The organism is Paraburkholderia acidisoli (assembly GCF_009789675.1).
Taxonomy (GTDB): Bacteria; Pseudomonadota; Gammaproteobacteria; order Burkholderiales; family Burkholderiaceae; genus Paraburkholderia; species Paraburkholderia acidisoli.
In genome coordinates this window covers 1,734,978-1,756,483 of sequence record NZ_CP046913.1, presented here as the reverse complement: position 1 = coordinate 1,756,483, position 21,506 = coordinate 1,734,978, and the positions used below count along the sequence as shown (strand labels likewise).

The 21,506-nt window shown below is 65.9% G+C and carries 19 protein-coding genes; 7 read left to right on the top strand and 12 right to left on the bottom strand.

Features of this window, described 5'->3' with window-relative positions:
• Window positions 1-35: 35 nt before the first annotated feature.
• From FAZ98_RS07585 to FAZ98_RS07535, 11 genes are all read right to left on the bottom strand, one after another.
• Complete coding sequence (locus FAZ98_RS07585) at window positions 36-1,229, bottom strand: C40 family peptidase (RefSeq protein ID WP_158950283.1); 1,194 nt, start codon at window positions 1,227-1,229, stop codon at window positions 36-38.
• Window positions 1,230-1,452: 223 nt separating this feature from the next.
• A complete protein-coding gene (locus tag FAZ98_RS07580; protein ID WP_158950281.1) occupies window positions 1,453-3,285 on the bottom strand; it encodes a PhoH family protein in 1,833 nt (610 codons plus the stop codon).
• A gap of 388 nt (window positions 3,286-3,673) precedes the next feature.
• Window positions 3,674-4,135 carry a peroxiredoxin gene (locus FAZ98_RS07575; RefSeq protein ID WP_158951907.1) on the bottom strand — a complete coding sequence of 154 codons (462 nt, stop codon included), beginning with the start codon at window positions 4,133-4,135 and terminating at the stop codon, window positions 3,674-3,676.
• A gap of 198 nt (window positions 4,136-4,333) precedes the next feature.
• The gene (locus FAZ98_RS07570; RefSeq protein ID WP_158950279.1) at window positions 4,334-5,230 is read right to left on the bottom strand and encodes a polysaccharide deacetylase family protein; all 897 of its coding nucleotides are present in this window, start codon (window positions 5,228-5,230) and stop codon (window positions 4,334-4,336) included.
• Between the two features lie 18 nt (window positions 5,231-5,248).
• Window positions 5,249-6,298: a bifunctional UDP-4-keto-pentose/UDP-xylose synthase gene (locus FAZ98_RS07565; RefSeq protein ID WP_158950277.1), complete on the bottom strand. Its 1,050-nt coding sequence runs from the start codon at window positions 6,296-6,298 to the stop codon at window positions 5,249-5,251.
• On the bottom strand, window positions 6,295-7,251 hold the full coding sequence (locus FAZ98_RS07560; RefSeq protein WP_158950274.1) for a formyltransferase: 957 nt from the start codon (window positions 7,249-7,251) through the stop codon (window positions 6,295-6,297). The genes FAZ98_RS07565 and FAZ98_RS07560 overlap by 4 nt, the downstream gene beginning before the upstream one ends.
• Entirely contained in the window at window positions 7,248-8,435 is a 1,188-nt protein-coding gene (locus FAZ98_RS07555) for a glycosyltransferase (RefSeq protein ID WP_233272581.1), read from the bottom strand. The genes FAZ98_RS07560 and FAZ98_RS07555 overlap by 4 nt, the downstream gene beginning before the upstream one ends.
• A gap of 102 nt (window positions 8,436-8,537) precedes the next feature.
• Window positions 8,538-9,692, bottom strand: a complete 1,155-nt coding sequence (locus FAZ98_RS07550; RefSeq protein ID WP_158950272.1) for a DegT/DnrJ/EryC1/StrS family aminotransferase — start codon at window positions 9,690-9,692, stop codon at window positions 8,538-8,540.
• A gap of 118 nt (window positions 9,693-9,810) precedes the next feature.
• Window positions 9,811-10,182, bottom strand: coding sequence for an SMR family transporter (locus tag FAZ98_RS07545; RefSeq protein ID WP_158950270.1), 372 nt, complete (start codon window positions 10,180-10,182; stop codon window positions 9,811-9,813).
• A 150-nt stretch (window positions 10,183-10,332) separates the two neighbouring features.
• On the bottom strand, window positions 10,333-12,024 hold the full coding sequence (locus FAZ98_RS07540; RefSeq protein WP_158950268.1) for a glycosyltransferase family 39 protein: 1,692 nt from the start codon (window positions 12,022-12,024) through the stop codon (window positions 10,333-10,335).
• A 144-nt stretch (window positions 12,025-12,168) separates the two neighbouring features.
• Window positions 12,169-12,594, bottom strand: coding sequence for an Mth938-like domain-containing protein (locus FAZ98_RS07535; protein WP_158951906.1), 426 nt, complete (start codon window positions 12,592-12,594; stop codon window positions 12,169-12,171).
• 609 nt (window positions 12,595-13,203) lie between these two features.
• Between FAZ98_RS07535 and FAZ98_RS07530 the strand changes: the two genes are divergently transcribed.
• The 6 genes from FAZ98_RS07530 to moaE all read left to right on the top strand — a co-directional run bounded on the left by FAZ98_RS07530 (window position 13,204) and on the right by moaE (window position 19,637).
• Window positions 13,204-14,442 (top strand): pyridoxal phosphate-dependent aminotransferase, encoded by a 1,239-nt coding sequence (locus FAZ98_RS07530; protein ID WP_158950266.1) that lies wholly within the window; start codon window positions 13,204-13,206, stop codon window positions 14,440-14,442.
• Between the two features lie 84 nt (window positions 14,443-14,526).
• Window positions 14,527-15,858 carry a homoserine dehydrogenase gene (locus tag FAZ98_RS07525; RefSeq protein WP_158950264.1) on the top strand — a complete coding sequence of 444 codons (1,332 nt, stop codon included), beginning with the start codon at window positions 14,527-14,529 and terminating at the stop codon, window positions 15,856-15,858.
• Between the two features lie 18 nt (window positions 15,859-15,876).
• On the top strand, window positions 15,877-17,328 hold the full coding sequence (gene thrC / locus FAZ98_RS07520) for a threonine synthase (RefSeq protein WP_158950262.1): 1,452 nt from the start codon (window positions 15,877-15,879) through the stop codon (window positions 17,326-17,328).
• 307 nt (window positions 17,329-17,635) lie between these two features.
• Window positions 17,636-18,862, top strand: coding sequence for a molybdopterin molybdotransferase MoeA (locus FAZ98_RS07515; RefSeq protein ID WP_407672055.1), 1,227 nt, complete (start codon window positions 17,636-17,638; stop codon window positions 18,860-18,862).
• 24 nt (window positions 18,863-18,886) lie between these two features.
• The gene (moaD, locus tag FAZ98_RS07510) at window positions 18,887-19,144 is read left to right on the top strand and encodes a molybdopterin converting factor subunit 1 (RefSeq protein ID WP_158950258.1); all 258 of its coding nucleotides are present in this window, start codon (window positions 18,887-18,889) and stop codon (window positions 19,142-19,144) included.
• A gap of 10 nt (window positions 19,145-19,154) precedes the next feature.
• A complete protein-coding gene (gene moaE / locus FAZ98_RS07505) occupies window positions 19,155-19,637 on the top strand; it encodes a molybdopterin synthase catalytic subunit MoaE (RefSeq protein WP_158950256.1) in 483 nt (160 codons plus the stop codon).
• 262 nt (window positions 19,638-19,899) lie between these two features.
• Here moaE and FAZ98_RS07500 read toward each other — a convergent pair whose 3' ends face one another.
• On the bottom strand, window positions 19,900-20,454 hold the full coding sequence (locus FAZ98_RS07500; RefSeq protein ID WP_158950254.1) for a group III truncated hemoglobin: 555 nt from the start codon (window positions 20,452-20,454) through the stop codon (window positions 19,900-19,902).
• 389 nt (window positions 20,455-20,843) lie between these two features.
• Here FAZ98_RS07500 and FAZ98_RS07495 point away from each other — a divergent pair, with 389 nt between their 5' ends.
• Complete coding sequence (locus tag FAZ98_RS07495; protein WP_158950252.1) at window positions 20,844-21,344, top strand: Rrf2 family transcriptional regulator; 501 nt, start codon at window positions 20,844-20,846, stop codon at window positions 21,342-21,344.
• The last annotated feature ends 162 nt before the right edge of the window (window positions 21,345-21,506 follow it).

Sequence of the window (21,506 nt, the reverse complement as noted above, 5' to 3'; positions counted from 1 at the left end):
AGCGGAAAGCGACGCCCGAGGCCGTCGCGCGCGGCTCAATAGCTGCCGTTTGCGAAGCGCGCGATGGGGTCGTCGTTCGTCTGGGTGGGCGCGGAGGAGACGGTGCCCGCGGTCGAGGCGCGCATGATCTGCACGTTCTGGCCGTAGGGAGCGTTTGAAGCAGTTGGTGCGGCGCTTGGCACCGCGGTCGATCCGGCTTGCGCCGCCTGCCGCTCGGCGGCGCGGGCCACGGGCGGCGGCGGTTCGAACGCGTCGGCGGCGGCGTCGATCGCGTCGCGCGGAGCGGCGGTCTCGGCGCTGGCGGGCGTAGGACGGGCGGCGTAGGCGGGTGCGGCGCTCGTGGGCGCCGGGCCGCCGGGCGCCCGGAAGCCCGGCGCCGCAGTCGGTGCCACGGCGCCGGCGCCGCGCGACTGCGCTTGTGCCGCGTTGAGCGAAGCGGGTGGCGGCTCGAAGGCGTCGGCGGACGCGGCGGAGGCCGGGGCGGCCTGGGTCGGCACGTAGGCCGTTTGCGGCGCGGCCAGCGCGCGATTCTCGTTCGTTGCCGGTGCAACGCTCGCCGCCACGCGCGCGGGCGGCGGGGCCGCCGCGGCGGGCGCGCTGACCATCGCCCCTGCGACGACTGGCGTGCCACCCGTTGCGGCTGGCGTGCGTTCAGCGGGCGCTGACGCCTCGTAAGTCGGCGAATCGAACGGCGTGCGCTTGGGCGGCGCCATGCGGCGGATACCGTCGAAATGCTTGGCCCAGTACGGATTCGTCAAATAATCGAGCCGGACCGTACCGCCAGTCGACGGCGCGTTGACGAACCGCAATTTGCCGACGTAGATGCCCACGTGCGAATGCGGCCGCCCGGTCGTGTTGAAGAACACGAGATCGCCCGGGGCGATTTCGTCCGGCTCGATCGATTCGCCGCGCGTACTCATCTCCGCCGTGGTGCGCGGCAGATCGACGGATGCGGAGCGCAGCATCACGTACTTCACGAGGCCGCTGCAATCGAAGCCGCTGTCGGGCGTATTGCCGCCCCAACGATAGGGGATGCCGACAAGACCCATCGCCTGGATCGAAATTTCTTCGCGGCCCACGCTGTGATCGACGAAATTCGGAAAGCCGGGCGGTTTGGTGCGCCACGCGTTCTCACCACTCGCGCCACCGCCGCGCGCAACCCGTTGCGGCGCGCTAGAACAGGCGGCAAGCAGAACGACGATCAGAAACGGAAGCCAAAGTCGGCGCATGAAACAGGCGCGGAACACGCAAGGCATGCCCCGACGGAATAACGGTCATTGGCGGATGGTAGCCCGTCCATGGCGGCCCAGGCAAGAATTCTTCACAACTCACTTGAAGTTTACGCGCTAAGTGTTGTGCTCGCGGAACGACGTTTGTCGACGTAAATATGAAAAAAGGCCGCATCCGGTTGCCCGAATGCGGCCTTGCGCGAGGCTAGCTAACCCGCTGTTTTTACAGAATATCCGACGCGTAATCCGCAAGGCGCGAGCGTTCGCCGCGCGCGAGCGTCACGTGGCCGCTGTGCGCCCAGCCCTTGAAGCGATCCACCACATACGTGAGGCCGGAGCTGCCTTCCGTGAGGTACGGCGTGTCGATCTGCGCGATGTTGCCGAGACACACGATCTTCGTGCCCGGGCCCGCGCGCGTGACGAGCGTCTTCATCTGCTTCGGCGTCAGGTTCTGCGCCTCGTCGATGATCAGATACTTGTCGACGAACGTGCGGCCGCGCATGAAGTTCATGCTCTTGACCTTCAGGCGCGAGCGGATCAGTTCCTGGGTGGCGGCGCGGCCCCATTCGCCGGCGGCGTCGTCGGTTTTCTGGAGCACTTCGAGGTTGTCGTCGAAGGCGCCCATCCACGGCTGCATCTTCTCTTCTTCCGTGCCCGGCAGGAAGCCGATGTCCTCGCCCACGGGCACCGTCGCGCGCGTCACGATGATCTCGTTGTAGCGCTTCTCGTCGAGCACCTGCGCGAGGCCCGCCGCGAGCGCGACGAGCGTCTTGCCGGTGCCGGCCTGACCGAGCAGCGTGACGAAATCGCAGTCCGGATTCATCAGCAGGTTGAGCGCGAAATTCTGCTCGCGGTTGCGCGCCGTGATGCCCCACACGTTGTTCTTGTGGTGGCCGTAGTCACGCAGCGTTTGCAGCAGCGCCGTCTTGCCGTTGAGCTCGCGCACGATCGCATGGAACGCCGGTTCGCCGTTCTGCGGTTCGAGATAGACGAACTCGTTGACGAGCATCGAAGCGCACTCGGGACCCGTCACGCGGTAATACGTCGTGCCGGTCTTGGTGTCTTGCCACGACTCCATGCCCTTGGCGTGCTTGGTCCAGAAGTCCTGCTGGAGCGCGCGCACGCCCGAGTAGAGCAGGTCCTTGTCTTCGAGAACCTGGTCGTTGAAGTAGTCTTCGGCAGGCAGACCGAGCGCATGCGCCTTGATGCGCATGTTGATGTCTTTCGACACCAGCACGACGAGCCGATCCGGCCGGTCGCGCTGCAACGCGCGCACGACGCCGAGAATCTGGTTGTCGGCCTTGCCTTCGGGCAGACCGTCCACCGGCTCGATGTGCGTGAGCGTGGTCTGGAAGTAGAGACGGCCGAGCGCTTCGCGGCTGCCGAGGCGACCGAGCGAAATGCCTTCGGAGATCGGGCCGGCATTCGCGACCAGCTGGTCGAGCGTGCGGCTCACCTGACGCGCGTTGCGTGCGACTTCCGACATGCCCTTCTTGTGGTTGTCGAGTTCTTCCAACGTCATCATCGGCAGATAGACGTCGTGTTCCTCGAAGCGGAAGAGGCAGGTCGGGTCGTGCATCAGCACGTTCGTGTCGAGCACGAACAGCTTTTTGACTTCGGTCGCGTTGTCGGAATGCGCGCGCTTCTTCGAGCCGGCGCGCGGGCCGGGCGCGGCTGCGGCGCCCGGCGCTTTGGCCGAGGAGGCGGGTTTGCCGTCGCGCGCGATCGGGGCGGCGGGTGCGTCTTCCGTGCGGGCTTCGACAGGCTGCAAGAGCGCCGCCGTCTGCTTGCGTTTTCGTGCGGGCGCCGGCGCCACGGGCTCGAGCGCGGCCAGTTCGGCGGGAGTGCTCGAAAGCAACACGGTACGCAGCGTGGTGGCCGCGTTGGCGGCCGGTGTATTGGGCTCGGCGACGCTGCCCGGGCCGTATTCGGCGACATCGGCGGCGTCGTTCTCGCTGGCGGCCTTGCGCGTGCTACGCGTCGAGCGCGCGCGGGCCTTGTATTCCTCGGGCGGCAGCAGATTGCCGAGCTTGCTGGGGGGGGTAGGCAAAGGCATGGTGTCCCTCGAAAAAATCGGGTCGAGTGGTCGCGGGATAACCCAGTAAGGTGCGCTTTCGGGCGGTGGGAGCGGGTGCCGGGTAAGGCGCCCGCCGTTACCGCGCTGGGTGCGCGCTCGTTTCAGAAAATGCCGGTTCGCCTGGTTTTCGATCGGCTCCTTGACGTGAGCGCGCGCCGGGTCGCAACGCCGGCGCGACGGAGGGAGGACGGGATACCGCAAACAAAAAAGCCGCCGCCCCGGCTGACGAGGCAAGCGGCTTCACTTCGCTGATGGCCCGTTGCCCCGGATACGCCCGACCGGTCAGCCAGTGACCGGCAGCGATACCGCCGCAACGCGACGAAAAAATGGTTGGACAGGCACTCATTGCAGCCCAATATAACGCTCCTCAAAGCGCTTGTACAGCCTCCAGAACTTCCTCGACATGGCCCGGAACCTTGAGGCCTCGCCACTCCTGGCGCAGTACGCCATTCGCGTCGATGAGGAAGGTGGAGCGTTCGATTCCCCTTACTTCTTTGCCATACATTTTCTTCATTTTGATGACGCCGAAGAGCGCGCACAACGCTTCGTCGCCATCCGATACCAAGGTAAACGGCAATTCGAGCTTGGCCTTGAAGTTGTCGTGCGAGCGCACGCTGTCCCGCGAGACGCCCACGATGGTGGCGCCGGCCTTCTTGAACTTCGGAAACAGGTCGCGGAATTCCATGCCTTCGCGCGTGCAGCCCGGCGTGTTGTCCTTCGGATAGAAGTACAGCACGACCTTGGTGCCCTTGAGGCTCGAAAGCGTGAAGTCGCCGCCGGTGGCGGGCGCGGTGAAATCGGGAACGGGTTGATCGACTGCGATGGTCACGTCAGGCACGTGGCTCTCCCTTTGTTATTGGCTGGCGATGCCGCCGCGCGCTCCGTGGTGTCGACGGAGTTGCCGCGATGGTTCCAGGGCGGCGCAGCGTTGCCATGTTGCCGGGACGGCGCGTCGCGCGCAATGGCTGGATCGATCGGGGCCGGTGGCCGCTTCGATCCAGCAGGGCGCGAGGCGCCGGCGGCGGGTTCAGTCGGGCTGGACGATCAGCTGGCCGGAACGGCCTTCGATCTCGCCCCAGGTGACAGGGTACGATGGCAGCGAAGCCGGGTCCAGCGTCGCATGGTAGTCGCCCATCGTGGCAAACGTGTGGCCTTGCGCCTGCCAACCCGCCAGCAGTTGCTCGAACACGGGCGCGAGCTTCTGGCCTTCGAGTTCCGCGTGGAGCGTGAAGACCTGATCGTGCGGATTGTTCTCCGTGCGCTTGAGGAGCCAGGCGGCCACGGTATTCGTGTCGATGCCGTCCACGCCCAGCACTTCGTCGAGCGTGGGCAGCGTGGTGGGCATTTGCACGTGATCGAGCGTGCGCCCGTTCACGACCGGACGATACGGCGAATGGCCGCGCCCGTCGGACGCGTACCGCATGCCCCACGCGTCGATCTGCTCGAAAGCCGCTTCGTTCATCTGCCAGCCCGCCGCGCCATGCGTGACGGGCGGCGCGCCGAAGATCTGCGCGAAGCGCTCGTGGCTCTTCTGCATCTCGCGCACGGTCCAGTCGCGTTCGCGGTTGCGCACGTTGTCCTGCCAGTACACGTGGTCCCACGTATGGATGCCGCACTCGAAACCGGCCTCGTGGATCGCGCGCATTTCGGCCGCCGCGCGCACGCCCACGTCGGGGCCCGGCAGCAGGACGCCGTACATGAGCTGCTTCACGCCGTAATGCTCGACCACGGACGTACGCGACACTTTCTGCAGGAAACCCGGCCGGAACACGCGCCGCAGCGCCCAGCCCGTGTGGTCCGGGCCGAGGCTGAACAGAAAGGTGGCGCGCGCCTTGTAGCGGTCGAAAATGCGCGCGAGGTTCGGCACGCCTTCGCGCGTGCCGCGCAGCGTGTCGACGTCGATTTTCAGGACGATGCGAGCCAAGAGGCGAGGTCCTTCGCGTTACGCTTGCTGTTCGACCAGCGCGCGTGCTTCGGCCACGTGGCCGCGGTACGCTTCGAAGATCTTGCGCAGCGCTTCGTCGAAGGTCGACTTCGGCGCCCAGTCGAGTTCCTGCTTCGTGTTGTCGATCTTCGGCACGCGGTTCTGCACGTCCTGGTAGCCCGCGCCGTAGTACGCGCCCGACGACGTTTCCACGAGCTGCACCTTCTTCGCCATTTCCGCGTATTCCGGGAATTCGGCGGCGAGCGCCAGCATCTTGTGCGCGAGTTCGCGCACCGAGAAGTTGTTGGTCGGGTTGCCGATGTTGTAGATCTTGCCCGAGGCGACGCCGTCCTTGTTGTCGATGATCTTCATCAGCGCTTCGATGCCGTCGTCGATGTCGGTGAACGCACGCTTTTGCGCGCCGCCATCCACGAGGCTGATGTTTTCGCCGCGCACGATGTGGCCGAGGAACTGCGTGACCACGCGCGACGAACCTTCCTTCGGCGTGTAGATCGAGTCGAGGCCCGGGCCGATCCAGTTGAACGGACGGAACAGCGTGAAGTTCAGGCCTTCCATGCCGTAGCCCCAGATCACGCGGTCCATGAGCTGCTTCGAGCACGCGTAGATCCAGCGCGGCTTGTTGATCGGGCCGTAGGTGAGGGCGGACGCGTCCGGGTCGAACTGCTCGTCCGAGCACATGCCATAAACCTCGGACGTGGACGGGAAGACGAGGTGCTTGCGGTACTTGACCGCCGAACGCACGATCGGCAGGTTCGCCTCGAAGTCGAGTTCGAACACGCGCAGCGGCTGCTGCACGTAGGTGGCGGGCGTGGCGATCGCGACCAGCGGCAGGATCACGTCGCACTTCTTGACGTGGTACTCGACCCACTCCTTGTTGATCGTGATGTCGCCTTCGAAGAAGTGCATCCGCTCATGCTTGACGAGGTCGCCGAGGCGGTCCGTCTGCATGTCCATGCCGAACACTTCCCAGTTCGTGGTCTCGAGGATGCGCTTGGAGAGGTGATGGCCGATAAAGCCATTGACACCCAGGATCAGAACTTTTTTCATGGACGAGGGACAGATGAAATGAGGTCGGAGAATGCGGCCGGCGTGACGACGGTGTCTTGACCGTCTCGTTGATGCCGCAGCTCGTGGATCGCGATGGCGCGGCCGTCGCCGCAAAGGGCGAAAAGCGCATTATCGCTTACGTGGAGTCCGGGGGGCAATGCGCCGAGGGCGCGAACCCTTTCTGCATCTTGCGTGCCGGGACGCACGAGGCGCGCGCGCGCGATCACGAAACGCTCGCCGTGGAGGTCCGTAAACGCGCCGGGATAGGGCGGCGCGACCGCGCGCACGAGGTTGTAGACCTGCTGCGCGCTCTGCGTGAAATCGACGCGGCCGTCTTCGGGCTTGCGGCCGCCGTAGTAGCTGCCCTTTGTCAGGTCGTTCGGCAGATGCGGCGCCTCGCCCGCGAGCAGCGCGGGGAGCACGCGCCAGAGCGTTTGCTCGGCGGCCACCGTGGTCTTGTCGAAGACCTGCGCGGCGGTGTCGTCGGGCAGGATGGGCACGGGCGTTTGCGCGAGGATCGCGCCGGCGTCGGGCTTGGCGGCCATTTCGTGCAGCGTCGCGCCGGTTTCCGTTTCGCCGTGCAGCACGGCCCAGTTCGTGGGCACGCGGCCGCGATACTTCGGCAGCAGCGAGCCGTGCATGTTGTACGCGCCGCGCGCGGCGAGCGCGAGCAGGTCCACGGGTAGCATGTGCCGGTAGTAGAACGAGAAGATGAAATCGGGCTGCGCCGCGCTCACGGCGGCACGCAGTTCCGCGCTCTTCGGGTCCGCGGGCGTGACGACCTCGATGCCGTGTTCCTCGGCCACGCTCTTCACGCTGCCGAACCAGATGTTCTCGGTTGGGCTGTCTTCATGCGTCACGACCAGCGCGACGTCCACGCCGCGTGCGAGCAACACCTGCAGGCCGCGCACGCCGACGTTGTGATACGCGAAGACAACGGCGCGCGGCTTCATGAGCTCGCTCCTTCGTCGGCGGGCGTGGTGCCTTGCGCCGCGTCCTGCGTGGCGTTCGTGATCGCCCCGGACGCCGGGCTCGATACCGGGCTTGATACCGGATTCGATGCCGGATTTTGCAGCGAGGTCTGCGCGCTTTGCACCGCGGCCTGCGTGGCCTGCGCGAACGCGGCAGCCTGCACCACGTCCTGGCGCGGCGTGTCGACCACGGCGCGGCCGTTGCGTTCCTCGAGGATCGTTTGCACGAGATAACGCGGGCGTGCGCGCACCTGCTGATAAATCCGGCCGATGTACTCGCCGAGCAGGCCGAGCGCGAAGATGATCACGCCCAGCATGAAGAACGTGATGGCGAACAGCGTGAATACACCCTGAACTTCGGCGCCCAGCACGAAGCGGCGGATCAGCAGCAGCAGGAACAGACCCGCCGAGCCCAGCGAGAGAATCACGCCGATGAACGAGAGCCATTGCAGCGGCACGACGGAGAAGCCCGTCACGAGGTCGAAGTTCAGGCGGATCAGGCTGTAGAGCGAGTACTTCGATTCGCCCGCGAAGCGCTCTTCGTGCGCGACATCCACTTCGACCGGATTTTGCGCGAACGTGTAGGCGAGCGCCGGGATGAACGTGTTGATTTCGCCGCAGCGATTGATCGTATCGACGATATGACGGCTGTACGCGCGCAGCATGCAGCCCTGGTCCGTCATCTTGATGCGCGTGATGCGCTCGCGCAGACGGTTCATCGCCAGCGACGCCTTGCGGCGGAACAGGCTGTCCTGACGCTGCATGCGAATCGTGCCGACGTAGTCGTAGCCTTCGCGCATCTTCTCCACGAGCTTGCCGATTTCCTCGGGCGGATTCTGCAGGTCGGCGTCGAGCGTGATGATGATCTCGCCGCGCGCCTGTTCGAAGCCCGCGAGAATCGCCATGTGCTGGCCGTAGTTGCCGTTGAGCAGAATGGCGCGTGTGGTGTCGGGCCGCGCGCGGAACTGCTCGGCGAGCATCGCGGCGGAGCGGTCGCGGCTGCCGTCGTTGATGAAGATGACTTCGTAGGCGGCGCCGAGTTTGTCGAGCGCCGGATACAGGCGATCGAACAATGCCTTCAGACCGGCTTCCTCGTTGTAGACCGGAATGATGACCGAGACTTCCGGTGCATCCGGGGTCAAGGTGCGTTGTTCCGTTTGACTCATGTGTGCGTCTATTCCATCAAAAAAGGGTTGACCGGAGTGAAGGCCGGGCTCCGGTCCCATGCCCGAAGGCAGTGTGCCGCGCTGCTTCTGCTGACTTCGTGCTTACTTCGCGTACTGCGCGCAAATCTCGTTCACGGCGTCGCACACGCGCTCGACGTCGGCGTCGGTCATCTGCGTGAAGAGCGGCAGCGTGACCGTGGTCTTGCCGAGGCGTTCGGCCAGCGGGAACATGCCCGCCTTGAAACCGCGCTCGCGATACAGCGTGAAGAGGTGAATGGCCGGGTAGTGCACGCCCGAGCCAATGCCGCGTTCCTTCAGTTGCTCCATGAAGCCCGCGCGGTCGATCGAGAGTTGCTCGAGCGGCAGCGTGATCTGGAACATGTGCCAGTTGCAGTTATCGAAGTCGGCGACCGGCAGGCCCATGCCGAGCTTCACCGCCGCGCCGCCCTCGAACTGCGCGAAGTAGCGGCGGGCGAGCGCGCGGCGCTGGGCCGTGAAACGCTCGATGTGCTTGAGCTGGCCGAGGCCGACGCGCGCCGCCACATCCGTCAGATTGTACTTGCCGCCGAGCACGTCGCAGTCCATGCCGTCGATGCCGGTGCGCGTGATGCCCTGGAGGCGGTACTTCTGCGCCAGCACGGCTTCGGCTTCGTCGTTGAGGACGAGCGCGCCGCCTTCGATCGACGTGAGATTCTTGTTGGCGTGGAAGCTGAACGAGACGATGTCGCCGATCGCGCCGATGCGCTTGCCGTTCCAGCTCGCGCCGAACGCCTGCGCGGCGTCTTCGACCACGCGCAGCTTGTGCTGGCGGGCGATCGCATAGAGCCGGTCCATGTCGACGGGCAGGCCCGCGAGGAACACGGGAATGATGGCCTTGGTTTTCGGCGTGATGGCGGCTTCGAGCTTGTCGAGGTCGATGTTGCGCGTGACCGGGTCGATGTCGGCGAACACCGGCGTCGCGCCCACTTCGTAAATCACGTTGCTGGTGGAGACCCACGAGGCCGGCGTGGTGATGACTTCGTCGCCGGGACTGACGCCCGCGAGGCGCAGGCCGATTTCGAGCGTCGCCGTACCCGAGTTGAAGGTGCGCACGGGCCGGCCGCCGCAGTACGCGGAGAGCGCCGCCTCGAACGCCTGGTTCTGCGGGCCGGTCGTGATCCAGCCCGAGCGCAGCACGTCGACGACGCCCTGGATGGTTTCTTCGTCGATCTCGGGGCGCACGAACGGCAAAAACGGAACGGATGCTGACTGGGTCATGAGGGCTTGACTCTTGGCTCGTGAAGAGAGGGGCCGGTCGCAAGGGCGTGCGGCGCGCCTCGCGACAGGTTTCGAAACGAACGGCGCCGCAGGGATTGCACTGCGGCGGCCGCGGCAACTAGCTGCGCGCGAGAACGACGACGCCGATCAGGATGATGCCGATACCGACCAGCCGTTGCAGGCTCAGCACTTCGCCGAACAGGTACCACGCGGCGATCGCGTTGACCACGTAGCCGAGCGAAAGCATCGGGTAGGCGATCGAGACGTCCACGCGCGACAGGCCGACGACCCAGACCGCCACGCTCACCACGTAGCAGCCGAGGCCGCCGATGATGGGCAGTTGCGTCGCGAGCTTCCAGCCGATGGGCACGATGTTCGCACGGGTGAATTCGAAGTGTCCAACGGCATTGACACCGGCTTTGAGCAACAGTTGCGCGCAGGCGTTCAGGCCGACGCCCGCCAGGATGCAGATCAGGGAAATCGGATTCATCTGGAAATCGGTCGAATTTTTCGGATATGGGGGCGAATCGCCCGACTGCACGCCGCCGGGCGGCGCGAACGGGCGTGATTATCGCGCACCCGCGGCCTGCCGCCCCGATTCTGGAAGGCGCAGGCCGCGTGAAGGTTGCGGGCGCCGCGCTTACGGCTGCGGCTTTTCGACCACCACGCGCCGCGAATCGCGCGCGATCACCTGCATTGGCAGGCCTTGCGCGACGAATTCGTCGTAGCGCGAGACCGGCATCAGCGCGAGCGCGTCACGGTCGGTTTTCCAGCGCGTCACGAAGTCGGCGATGGTCGGCACCCATTTGTTCGGCTCTTCCTGAATGCCGAAGGCGAGTTCATCGGTGACTTCGACCATCGTCATGGTGTGGCGCACGTAGAACGGCATCGTGTGATCGAGCACGCCGACCGAGTAGAACGGCGTATCGGCGGGCAATCTGGCGATGGCGGCGCGCACGGCCGGCGCGAGCGGCGCGCCCGAGCTGAGCGTGCCGAACACGTCGTGGCCCGTGCCCGCGACCGTCGCGAGCAGCAGCCACGCCGTGCCGAGCGCGATTGCGGGCGCGCGCGCGCCGGTGTCGGGCGTGCGTTTCGCGCGATTCAGCCGCAAACCGGTCATCGTGCCGACGAAACCGACCGCGCCCGCGGCGAACACCCACACCTGGAACTCGCGGTACAGCGCGTTCGGGTTGCGCGCGTCGCCCTTGTGCAGCAGCACGAACGAGCCGGCCATGACCGCGACCGCGACCAGCGCGTAGCCGATCAAATGCCGGTTCCACTGCGCGCGCGTCATGAGCGGCAGATACATGGCGATCACGAGGGCGATGGGCGGGGCGATCGGCAGCGTGTACGAGATCAGCTTCGAGTGCGAGGCGCTGAAGAACAGGAAGATGAACGCCGTCCAGACCAGCATCAGCGTGACGGGCGCGAAACCGTTGGGCTGGCGCGGCGTGCGCCACGCGTGACGCACGCTCTGCACGCTCACCGAAAGCCACGGCAGGAAGCCGACCAGCATCACCGGCACGAAATACCAGAACGCGCCGGGGCGATTCTGCGCGGGCGTGAGGTAGCGCTGGAACTGCTGGACGATGAAGAAGAAGTTGAAGAACTCGGGGTTGCGGTCCTGGACCAGCGCGAACCACGGCGCGACGATCGCGAAAAACACGATCAGGCCGCTCACGAGGTAGAGGCGCTTCCAGAGCGCCCAGTCGCGCGCGACGAAGGTGTAGAGCACCAGCACGGCGCCCGGCAGGATCAGGCCGATCAGACCTTTCGAGAGCACGGCGAGCGCCATCGCGCCCCAGCAGACCCACATCCACAGCCGCACGTGGTTCTTCGGCAGATTGGGGCGCTGCGCGAGCAGCAGCGCGCAGAGCGTCAGCTCCATCCAGAACGACAGGCCCATGTCGAGCGTGTTGAAGTGGCCCATCAGGTTCCAGTACGGCGCGCAGGCGAGCACGACCGCCGCGAACAGGCCTGTGGCGGCATTGAACACGCGCGCGCCCGTGAAACCGATCAGCAGCACGCCCGCGAAGCCCGTGAGCGCCGTGTAGAGCCGCGCCTGCCATTCGCCGAGACCGAACGCCGCGAAGGTGAGCGCGTTCATCCAGGTTTGCAGCGGCGGCTTCTCGAAATACTTGTAGCCGTTGTAGCGCGGCGTGATCCAGTCGCCGGTTGCGAGCATCTCGCGCGCCATTTCGGCGTAACGGCCTTCGTCGCTCGGCAGCAGATGGCGCCAGCCGAGCGGCAGGAACCAGATCACGGCGAGCGCGAGGATCAGCAGCAGGATGGCGCTGCGGGTGAGCGGTAGCCGCGATGGCGTATCGTTCATGGGTTTCGGCCTGTTCTTCGTGCAGTCGTGGTCGGACGGGGAGCGCGGCGCGGCGCCGGTGGGCGCACGCGGTGCGCCGGACGGCGCGCGGTTCGCGCGGCGCGCAAGTGTACTACGCCGCCACCGGCCAACCTGAAGGCGAGCTTAAGAATGGGCGCGCGATCCGGCTGAGCGCAAGGTTTGTTCGGCGTTCGCCTGGCGTTCGATGAGGAGCGCGGCGGCGACGCGGCGGCCCTCGGCCATCAGAATGTTGTAGGTACGGCAGGCGGCCTTGAAGTCCATCGCTTCCACGCCGATGCGCTTCGCGGCGAGCGCCGCCGTCAGGCGCGGATGCGGAAAGCGCAGCCGCTCGCCGCTGCCGAACACCACGACTTCGGGTGCGAGCGGCAACAGCATGGCGAAAAGCTCGGGCGTGAGAGCGTCGAACGCGTCGACCGGCCACGCGACGACGGGCACTTCGGGCATCACGATCAGGCTGCCCGCATGGCGTTCGAGGTTCACTTCGACGTAATCGGCGCCGTAGCCGGTGACGGTGTTCAGCGCGCCGCTGGAGTCCTGGTGTAGTTTCAAAACGGGGTTCCGGTGTGTCGCGGTTCGGCAGGGCGCGGCCGTCTGGCGGGACGATGGCCGGCGCGCGGCAGGCTGGCGTCGCCGCCGCGCCGAAAGCCGCCGGTCAGCGCGGACGAGGGCGTGCCGCCACGGAATGCCGCGCGCAAGATGCCGTTTATTACCGAATATCCGCTGGATCTTCCCGCGATGTACGCAAGAAATACGCGTGGCGCCGGGTAGCGGCACCGCCTTGCGCATTGCGGAAGTTGGCCAAAATCCGCTAAATTATAACTTTTTAGCGGCTGCGGCGCCCCAGGTGCTCCCGGTTGCGCACCGGGTTTGCGAAGCGCGCGCCCATGGTGCGCGGCCTGCACGGGTTCCAGCAGCGCCCGCTTCGCGCCATCCGCCCGTGCCATCCCTCGAAGGGCGAACGCAGTCACAAGCTGCCAGGCCATCGCGTGCATCCAACGGTATTCGTTCGTGGGTACTCGTTCGCGCGCATGGATCGATCGATGCGAATTCGTCGATCGAGTCGCTGCCCGGCCCGCACACGCTGCGATCCTGCCGCTCCGCCTTCCGTCCGGCCGACCCCGTTTCAGCCGTTTTAGCCATTTAGACCGACAGCCCGCCGTGAAACCGATTCTCAAATCCAACAAGTTGCAAAACGTCTGTTACGACATCCGCGGGCCGGTTCTCGAACACGCGAAGCGCCTCGAAGACGAAGGCCATCGCATCATCAAGCTCAATATCGGCAACCTCGCGCCGTTCGGTTTCGACGCGCCGGACGAGGTCGTGCAGGACATGATCCGCAATCTGCCGGGCTCGTCGGGCTATTCGGATTCGAAGGGTGTGTTCGCCGCGCGCAAGGCGATCATGCATTACGCGCAGCAAAAGGGTGTTAAAGGCGTCGAACTCGACGACATCTACATTGGTAACGGCGCGTCCGAGCTGATCGTGATGGCGATGCAGGCGCTGTTGAACGACGGCGACGAAGTCCTGCTGCCGGCGCCCGATTATCCGCTCTGGACGGCTGCGGTGAGCCTGTCGGGCGGCACGCCAATTCACTACATCTGCGACGAATCGAATGCGTGGATGCCGGATCTCGACGACATCCGCGCGAAAATCACCCCGAACACGCGTGCTTTGGTCGTCATCAACCCGAATAACCCGACGGGCGCGCTGTATTCGGACGAATTGCTGCTCGGCTTGATCGAGATCGCGCGCGAACACGGCCTGATCCTGTTCGCCGACGAGGTCTACGACAAGATCGTCTACGACGGCAAGACGCACACGGCGCTCGGCTCGCTTTCGGAAGACGTCATCACCGTCACGTTCAATAGTCTCTCGAAGAGCTACCGCGCGTGCGGCTACCGCGCGGGCTGGATGTTCCTGTCGGGCATGACGGGCGCCAACCGCCGCCGCGCGAAGGACTACACGGAAGGCCTCGGCATCCTCGCCTCGATGCGCCTGTGCGCGAACGTGCCCGGCCAGTACGCGATCCAGACGGCGCTCGGCGGCTATCAGAGCATCAACGAGCTGATCCAGCCGGGCGGCCGCCTGTACCGCCAGCGCGAACTCGCCTATAACCTGCTCACGGCCATTCCCGGCGTGACCTGCGTGAAGCCCGAGGCGGCGCTCTACATGTTCCCGCGCCTCGACCCGAAGCTGTATCCGATCCAGGACGATCAACAGTTCATCCTCGACCTGCTGTTGCAGGAGCGCGTGCTGCTCGTGCAGGGCACGGGCTTCAACTGGAAGCAGCCGGATCACTTCCGGGTGGTGTTCCTGCCGAACATCGACGATCTGACCGATTCGATCAACCGCATCGCGCGCTTCCTGGACGGCTATCGCCAGAGGCACGGCAACTGAATGGCATCTGAGCGGCGTCGGGCAACACCCGGGCCGCACGCAACAACGCATTCCCTTTCACATATCTAGACGAACACACGCTGCATGGAACCGATCAAAGTAGGTCTCTTGGGCTTCGGCACGGTAGGCAGCGGCACCTTCACGGTACTGCGCCGCAACCAGGAAGAAATCAAACGCCGCGCGGGCCGCGGCATCGAGATCGCGCGCATTGCCGTGCGCAATCCCGCCAAGGCCACTGCGGCGCTCGGCGGCGAAGCCGGCTCGATCGAACTGACGACCGATTTCAACGCCGTTGTCGACGATCCGTCGATTTCGATCGTCGCCGAAATGATCGGCGGCACCACGCTCGCGAAGGAACTCGTGCTGCGCGCGATCGCCAATGGCAAGCACGTGGTCACGGCGAACAAGGCGCTGCTGGCGGTGCACGGCACGGAGATCTTCCAGGCCGCGCGCGCGAAGGGCGTGATGGTCGCGTTCGAGGCGGCGGTGGCGGGCGGCATTCCCATCATCAAGGCGCTGCGCGAAGGGCTCACGGCCAACCGCATCCAGTACATCGCGGGCATCATCAATGGCACGACCAACTACATCCTCTCGGAAATGCGCGAGCGCGGGCTCGACTTCGCGACCGCGTTGAAAGCGGCGCAGGAACTGGGTTACGCCGAAGCCGATCCGACCTTCGACATCGAGGGCGTGGACGCCGCGCACAAGGCCACGATCATGAGCGCGATCGCGTTCGGCGTGCCGGTGCAGTTCGACAAGGCCTACGTGGAAGGCATCAGCAAGCTCGACGCCATCGACATCAAGTACGCGGAAGAACTCGGCTATCGCATCAAGCTGCTCGGCATCGCGAATCGCACGGAGAAGGGCATCGAACTGCGCACGCATCCCACGCTGATCCCGGCCAAACGCCTGCTCGCGAACGTGGAAGGCGCGATGAACGCGGTGGTCGTGCACGGCGACGCCGTGGGCACCACGCTTTACTACGGCAAGGGCGCGGGCGCCGAGCCCACGGCTTCGGCGGTGGTGGCCGACCTCGTGGACGTGACGCGCCTGCATACGGCCGACCCGGAGCACCGCGTGCCGCACCTCGCGTTCCAGCCGGACAGCCTCTCGAACACGCCGATCCTGCCGATCGAGGAAGTCACGAGCGGCTACTACCTGCGCCTGCGCGTGGCCGACCAGACTGGTGTGATGGCCGCCATCACGCGCATTCTGGCCGACAGCGGCATCTCGATCGACGCGCTGCTGCAAAAGGAATCCGAGCAGATCGACGCGCAAGGCAAGGCGGAAACCGACATCATCCTCATCACGCATCGCACCGTTGAAAAGAACGTGAACGGGGCGATTGCGCAGATCGAGCAACTGGCGACGGTCAAGTCGTCGGTGACGAAGCTGCGCATGGAAGGACTGAACTAAGGAATCAAGGGCCAGGCAATGAATTACGTATCCACGCGCGGCGCTGGCGCCGGCGAACATCACTCGTTTTCCGACATCCTGCTCGGCGGTCTCGCGCGCGACGGCGGTCTCTATCTGCCCGCGCAGTACCCGCAGATCGGCAAGGAAGAACTCGCGCGCTGGCGCGGCCTGTCGTACGCGGACCTCGCGTTCGAAGTGCTCTCGAAGTTCAGCGACGACATTCCCGCCGACGACCTGCGCGATCTCACGCGCCGCACCTACACGGCCGCCACGTACTGCAACGTGCGCCACGGCGAGGACGCGAGCAAGATCACGCCGCTCACCACGCTCGGCGAGGAAAACGGCACGACGCTCTCGCTGCTCGAACTCTCGAACGGCCCGACGCTCGCGTTCAAGGACATGGCCATGCAGCTGCTCGGCAACCTGTTCGAGTACGCGCTCAAGAAGGCCGGCCAGCAGCTCAACATTCTGGGCGCGACGTCGGGCGACACGGGCAGCGCCGCTGAATATGCGATGCGCGGCAAAGAGGGCGTGCGCGTGTTCATGCTCTCGCCGCACAAGAAGATGAGCGCGTTCCAGACCGCGCAGATGTTCAGCCTGCAGGACCCGAACATCTTCAATCTGGCCGTGGAAGGCGTGTTCGACGACGCGCAGGACATCGTCAAGGCCGTTTCGAACGATCACGCGTTCAAGGCCCGGCACAAGATCGGCACGGTCAACTCGATCAACTGGGCGCGTGTCGTCGCGCAGGTCGTGTACTACTTCGCGGGCTACTTCGCGGCCACGAAGAGCAACGAGGAGCGCGTGTCGTTCACGGTGCCCTCGGGCAACTTCGGCAACGTCTGCGCGGGTCACATCGCCCGCATGATGGGTCTGCCGATCGAGAAGCTCGTGGTCGCCACCAACGAAAACGACGTGCTCGACGAGTTCTTCCGCACCGGCATCTACCGCGTGCGCGGCGCGGCGGAGACGTTCCACACGACCAGCCCGAGCATGGACATTTCGAAGGCGTCGAACTTCGAGCGCTTCGTCTACGATCTGCTCGGCCGCGATCCGGCGCGCGTGACGCAATTGTTCCGCGACGTGGAAGAAAAGGGCGGTTTCGATCTCGTGGCGAGCGGCGACTTCGCGCGCGTCGCGCAGTTCGGTTTCGTCTCGGGGCGCAGTGGCCACGACGACCGCATCGCGACGATCCGCGACGTCTACACGCGTTACAAGACGATGATCGACACCCACACGGCCGACGGCGTGAAGGTCGCGCGCGAAAACCTGCAACCGGGCGTGCCGATGATCGTGCTGGAAACGGCGCAGCCGGTGAAGTTCGGCGAGACGATCCGCGAGGCGCTGGATTGCGAGCCGGAGCGCCCGGCGGCATTCGACGGGCTCGAGGCGCTGCCGCAGCGCTTCGAGGTCGTGCCCGCGGATGCGCAGCGCGTGAAGGACTTCATTGCCGCGCATACGGCGGAATGAAGGTGCACTAACGGCGCACTCACGCCGAACCGGTCGCGCAAGGATCGCCGCAATGCCGATCCTTGCCGTCCCGCCGGGGCGCATTGCTGCCGCCCCGGCGTTTGCATCCCGCCCAATCGTCTCCCGTCTCCCGTTTCCCCGGGTCGCTCAGGCATGATCGGGTGCTGATCCCGGGCATCGGCCGCAGCCTCCCCCGCGCGCCGCTACAATACCGACAGACCAACCGCTGCTGGCGGCCCGCCGCCGTCTCCGAGACGCCTCGATGTCCACTCCCACGCCTCCTTCCGCCGCGCCCGCGCGCGCGCCGATGATCTCGACCGCCGACGCCCTCGCCACGCTGCTTGCCGCCGCGCAGCCGCTGTCCGGCACCGAAACGCTTTCGACCTTCGACGCGCTGAACCGCGTGCTGGCGGTAGACGTCGTTTCGCCGCTGGACGTGCCGCCCATGCACACGAGTTCGATGGACGGGTACGCCGTGCGCGTGGCCGATCTCGCGCAGGGCAGCCGCCATTTGCCGGTCTCGCAGCGCATTCCGGCCGGCCATGCGCCGCAGCCGCTCGCAGCGGGCACGGCGGCGCGCATCTTCACGGGCGCGACGGTGCCGCCGGGCGCCGACGCCGTGGTGATGCAGGAGCAGACCGAAGCCGCCGAAGGCGCGGTCAACATCCTGCACACGCCGAAAGCGGGCGAATGGATCACGGCGCAAGGCGCCGACATCCGCCAGGGCGCGGTCGTGCTGCCGGCCGGCACGCGGCTTTCGCCGGCCGCGCTCGGGCTCGCGGCGTCGGTGGGCTGCGCGACGCTCGCGGTCACCCGCCGCGTGAAAGTGGCCGTGTTTTTTACCGGCGACGAACTGACGATGCCGGGCGAGCCGCTCAAGCCGGGCGCCATCTACAACTCGAACCGCTTCACGCTCACGGGGCTGCTGCGCAATCTCGGCTGCGAAGTGACGGATTACGGCATCGTGCCGGATCAGCTCGACGCGACCCGTGCCACGCTGCGCGAAGCCGCGACCGACCACGACCTGATCCTGACTTCGGGCGGCGTTTCCGTCGGCGAGGAAGATCACGTGAAGCCCGCCGTGGAAGCGGAGGGTCGCATCGCCATGTGGCAGATCGCCATGAAACCGGGCAAACCGCTCGCGTTCGGTGCCGTAAGGCGGCCGGCCCAGGACGGCGCGGCGGCGCAGGGCGAAGCGTTCTTCATCGGCTTGCCGGGCAACCCGGTGTCGAGTTTCGTCACCTTCCTGCTGTTCGTGCGGCCGTTCCTGCTGCGTCTCGCGGGCGTCACGCACGTGGCGCCGCGCGCGCTCTCGCTGCGCGCCGATTTCGCGCAGGCGAAGAGCGATCGCCGCAACGAGTTCCTGCGCGCGCGCGTCAATCCGGCGGGCGGGCTCGATCTGTTCTCGAACCAGAGTTCGGCGGTGCTCACCTCCACCGTGTGGGGCGACGGCGTCATCGACAATCCGCCCAATCACCAGATCAGCGCGGGCGAGACCGTGCGCTTCATTCCGTTCACCGAACTGCTGTACTGAGTTGCCGAAGCAGGCTCCCACTCCATGAAGATCCAGTTGAAATTTTTTGCGAGCGTGCGCGAGGCGCTGGGCGTCGCGGACGAAACGGTCACGCTGCCCGAGAGCATCGTTACGGTCGGCGACGTGCGCGGCTGGCTGCGCGCGCGCGGCGGCGTCTGGGCGGAGACGCTCGCCGAGGGCCGCGCGCTGCGCATGGCCTGCAATCACGTGATGACCGACCCGCGCACGCGCATCACCGAGGGCTGCGAAGTCGCGTTTTTCCCGCCCGTCACGGGCGGCTGAGGACTCGACCATGCCGGTACGCGTGCAGACCGAGGATTTCGACCTCACGACCGAGGTTGCGCAACTGCGTGCGCACAATCCGGCGGTGGGCGCGGTGGCGTGCTTCGTCGGCACGGTGCGCGATCTCAACGACGGCAGCACGGTGGCTTCGCTCGAACTCGAGCATTACCCCGGCATGACGGAAAAGGCGCTGGAAGCGATCGTCGATACGGCGCGGCAGCGCTGGCCCGGCATCGAGGTGCTGATCGTGCACCGCGTGGGCAAGCTCGCGCCGCTCGACCAGATCGTGCTGGTGGCGACCACGTCGAAGCATCGCGGCGATGCGTTCGCGTCCTGCGAGTTCGTGATGGACTACCTCAAGACCGAAGCGCCGTTCTGGAAGAAGGAAGAGACGCCCGGCGGCGCGCGCTGGGTGGATGCGCGTGAAAGCGACGACGCGGCGCGGGCGCGCTGGGGCGTGGTCTCGGGGAACGGGCGAGAGAGCGGCGAGTAGGAGCGGTGGCGCGGTGGGTTAGGTCGCGCCACTCGCCGCAATTGATGGAAACACGCGCGTTTATCGTGATGCAACTAACGGCCCGAATTGGATCCGATTTGGCCCGATTGACGGCTGCACGCTGGTTTGAGCGATCGTCGTCGGGCTTCTCAGTCATGCGGCGGTTACGCGCTCAGTCAGGCAGTCAGGCAGGCGGTTAGTCAGGCGTCAGTGGAGCGTTGTCGAGCGCCGATCGGCAACCCGCGCTCATGGGCGGTCACCTTCAATGCGTCGATTCCCGGGCGCCTTCGTCTTCATCGGCAGCCACCGGACGGCCGATGATACGCGTGGGGAATGGCTCGCCCGTGGCGCGCTCCGGCAAATCGTGGCCGTGTCCCTTCGGGTGGCGGCGCGGCGCGATCTGGTCGAGGATCGCCTGTTGTTCCGGCGGAATCGTGTAATCCCAGCCGAAGCGGCTCAACTGCAAGCTTTGCGCGATGCGCAGCGCCGGCTCCATGAATTGCACGGCCGCGGCAGGCTCGAATCGTGCTTCCACCGTATCGAGGAAAAGATAAAGCCAGCGGCTGAAATGCCGCGGCTCGACACCCGGCACCGGATCGTGGGCCTGCTGTACGTTGCCGCGATAACTTTTGGCGCCCAGTACGATGCTCGACCAGAAGCGGCACATTTTCGGCAGATGTTCGTCCCAGCGGCCGGCCAGCAGGCTGTCGAAGAGCGGGCCGAGGTCGGCGTCGGCGCGTACGCGGTCGTAGAACGCGTAGACGAGTTCGCGAATGTTCGCTTCGGTGGGACGCGCGTGGCGTTCGGTGGGTGTCATCGGGGAAATCCGGTAAAGCCTGACAAGCAGCCTGGCGTGTACGAAGGGTGCGTGCAATGATCGTGCAGACTTCGGCGGCGAGCGATGCGGTCTGGCGTCGCGCTGGAGTGCGGCAAGCCGATTGGGCACACGATCGAACGTGAACTCCGGTGCGAGATTACGGCACGAAACAACGCGCAAAGCAACGCGCAAAACCGCACCCGATCGCCGCTTGACTGCCACCTGAACCCTCTCACTCGAAATGTCATCGCCATAAAAGCAACGCACGATCGAGGCGCAAACCCGTCGCACCACAAAAAGGCCATGATACCCAGGCTCACTAAAACCCGCATGCAATCTACATGTTATCGTATGGATTCTGCCCGCCGCGCTCCGCCGCGCCCTTGCTCATGAGATTGACCGATTACACCGACTATTCGCTGCGCGTGATGCTGTATCTCGCGCTGCGCCGCGACAGCCTCGCGACGATCCAGGAAATCTCCGACGCGTACGGCATTTCGAAGAACCATCTGATGAAAGTCGTGCAGCGGCTGGGCGAGCTCGGCTGGGTCGAGACGATTCGCGGGCGCAACGGCGGCTTGCGCATCGCGGCCAGTTCGCTCGGGCTGACGGTGGGTGCCGTCGTGCGCGAAACCGAGAGCGATTTCGCCCTGGTGAGCTGTTTTCCGGACGAAAACGGCGAGCGCCGCACGTGTGTCATCGAGCCGCAATGCCGTCTCAAGCATGCGCTGGCGGCCGCGCGCGATGCTTTTCTCGCCGAACTCGAGCGGCACACGATCGGCGAAATCGCGCAGCCGGCGAGCGAACTGACCGCGTTGCTCGGCCTGACGCCGGTGCGCTTCATGCCGCACGGGCAGCCGGCGCAAGCGGTGTCGTCGCGCGAGCATTGATCCCGGCGCGGGCGCGCTCCGCAGCGAAGTCGTCCGCGGGCGGCTCGTGGACTCCACCGGGTCGAACCCGTCGACGTAACACGGCGCGGCGCCATGCCGCGTCGTTTTCCCATCCCGCCGAATTCTCGCGAAGCCGCGCCAGATCGGGGCGCTGGCGCGCCT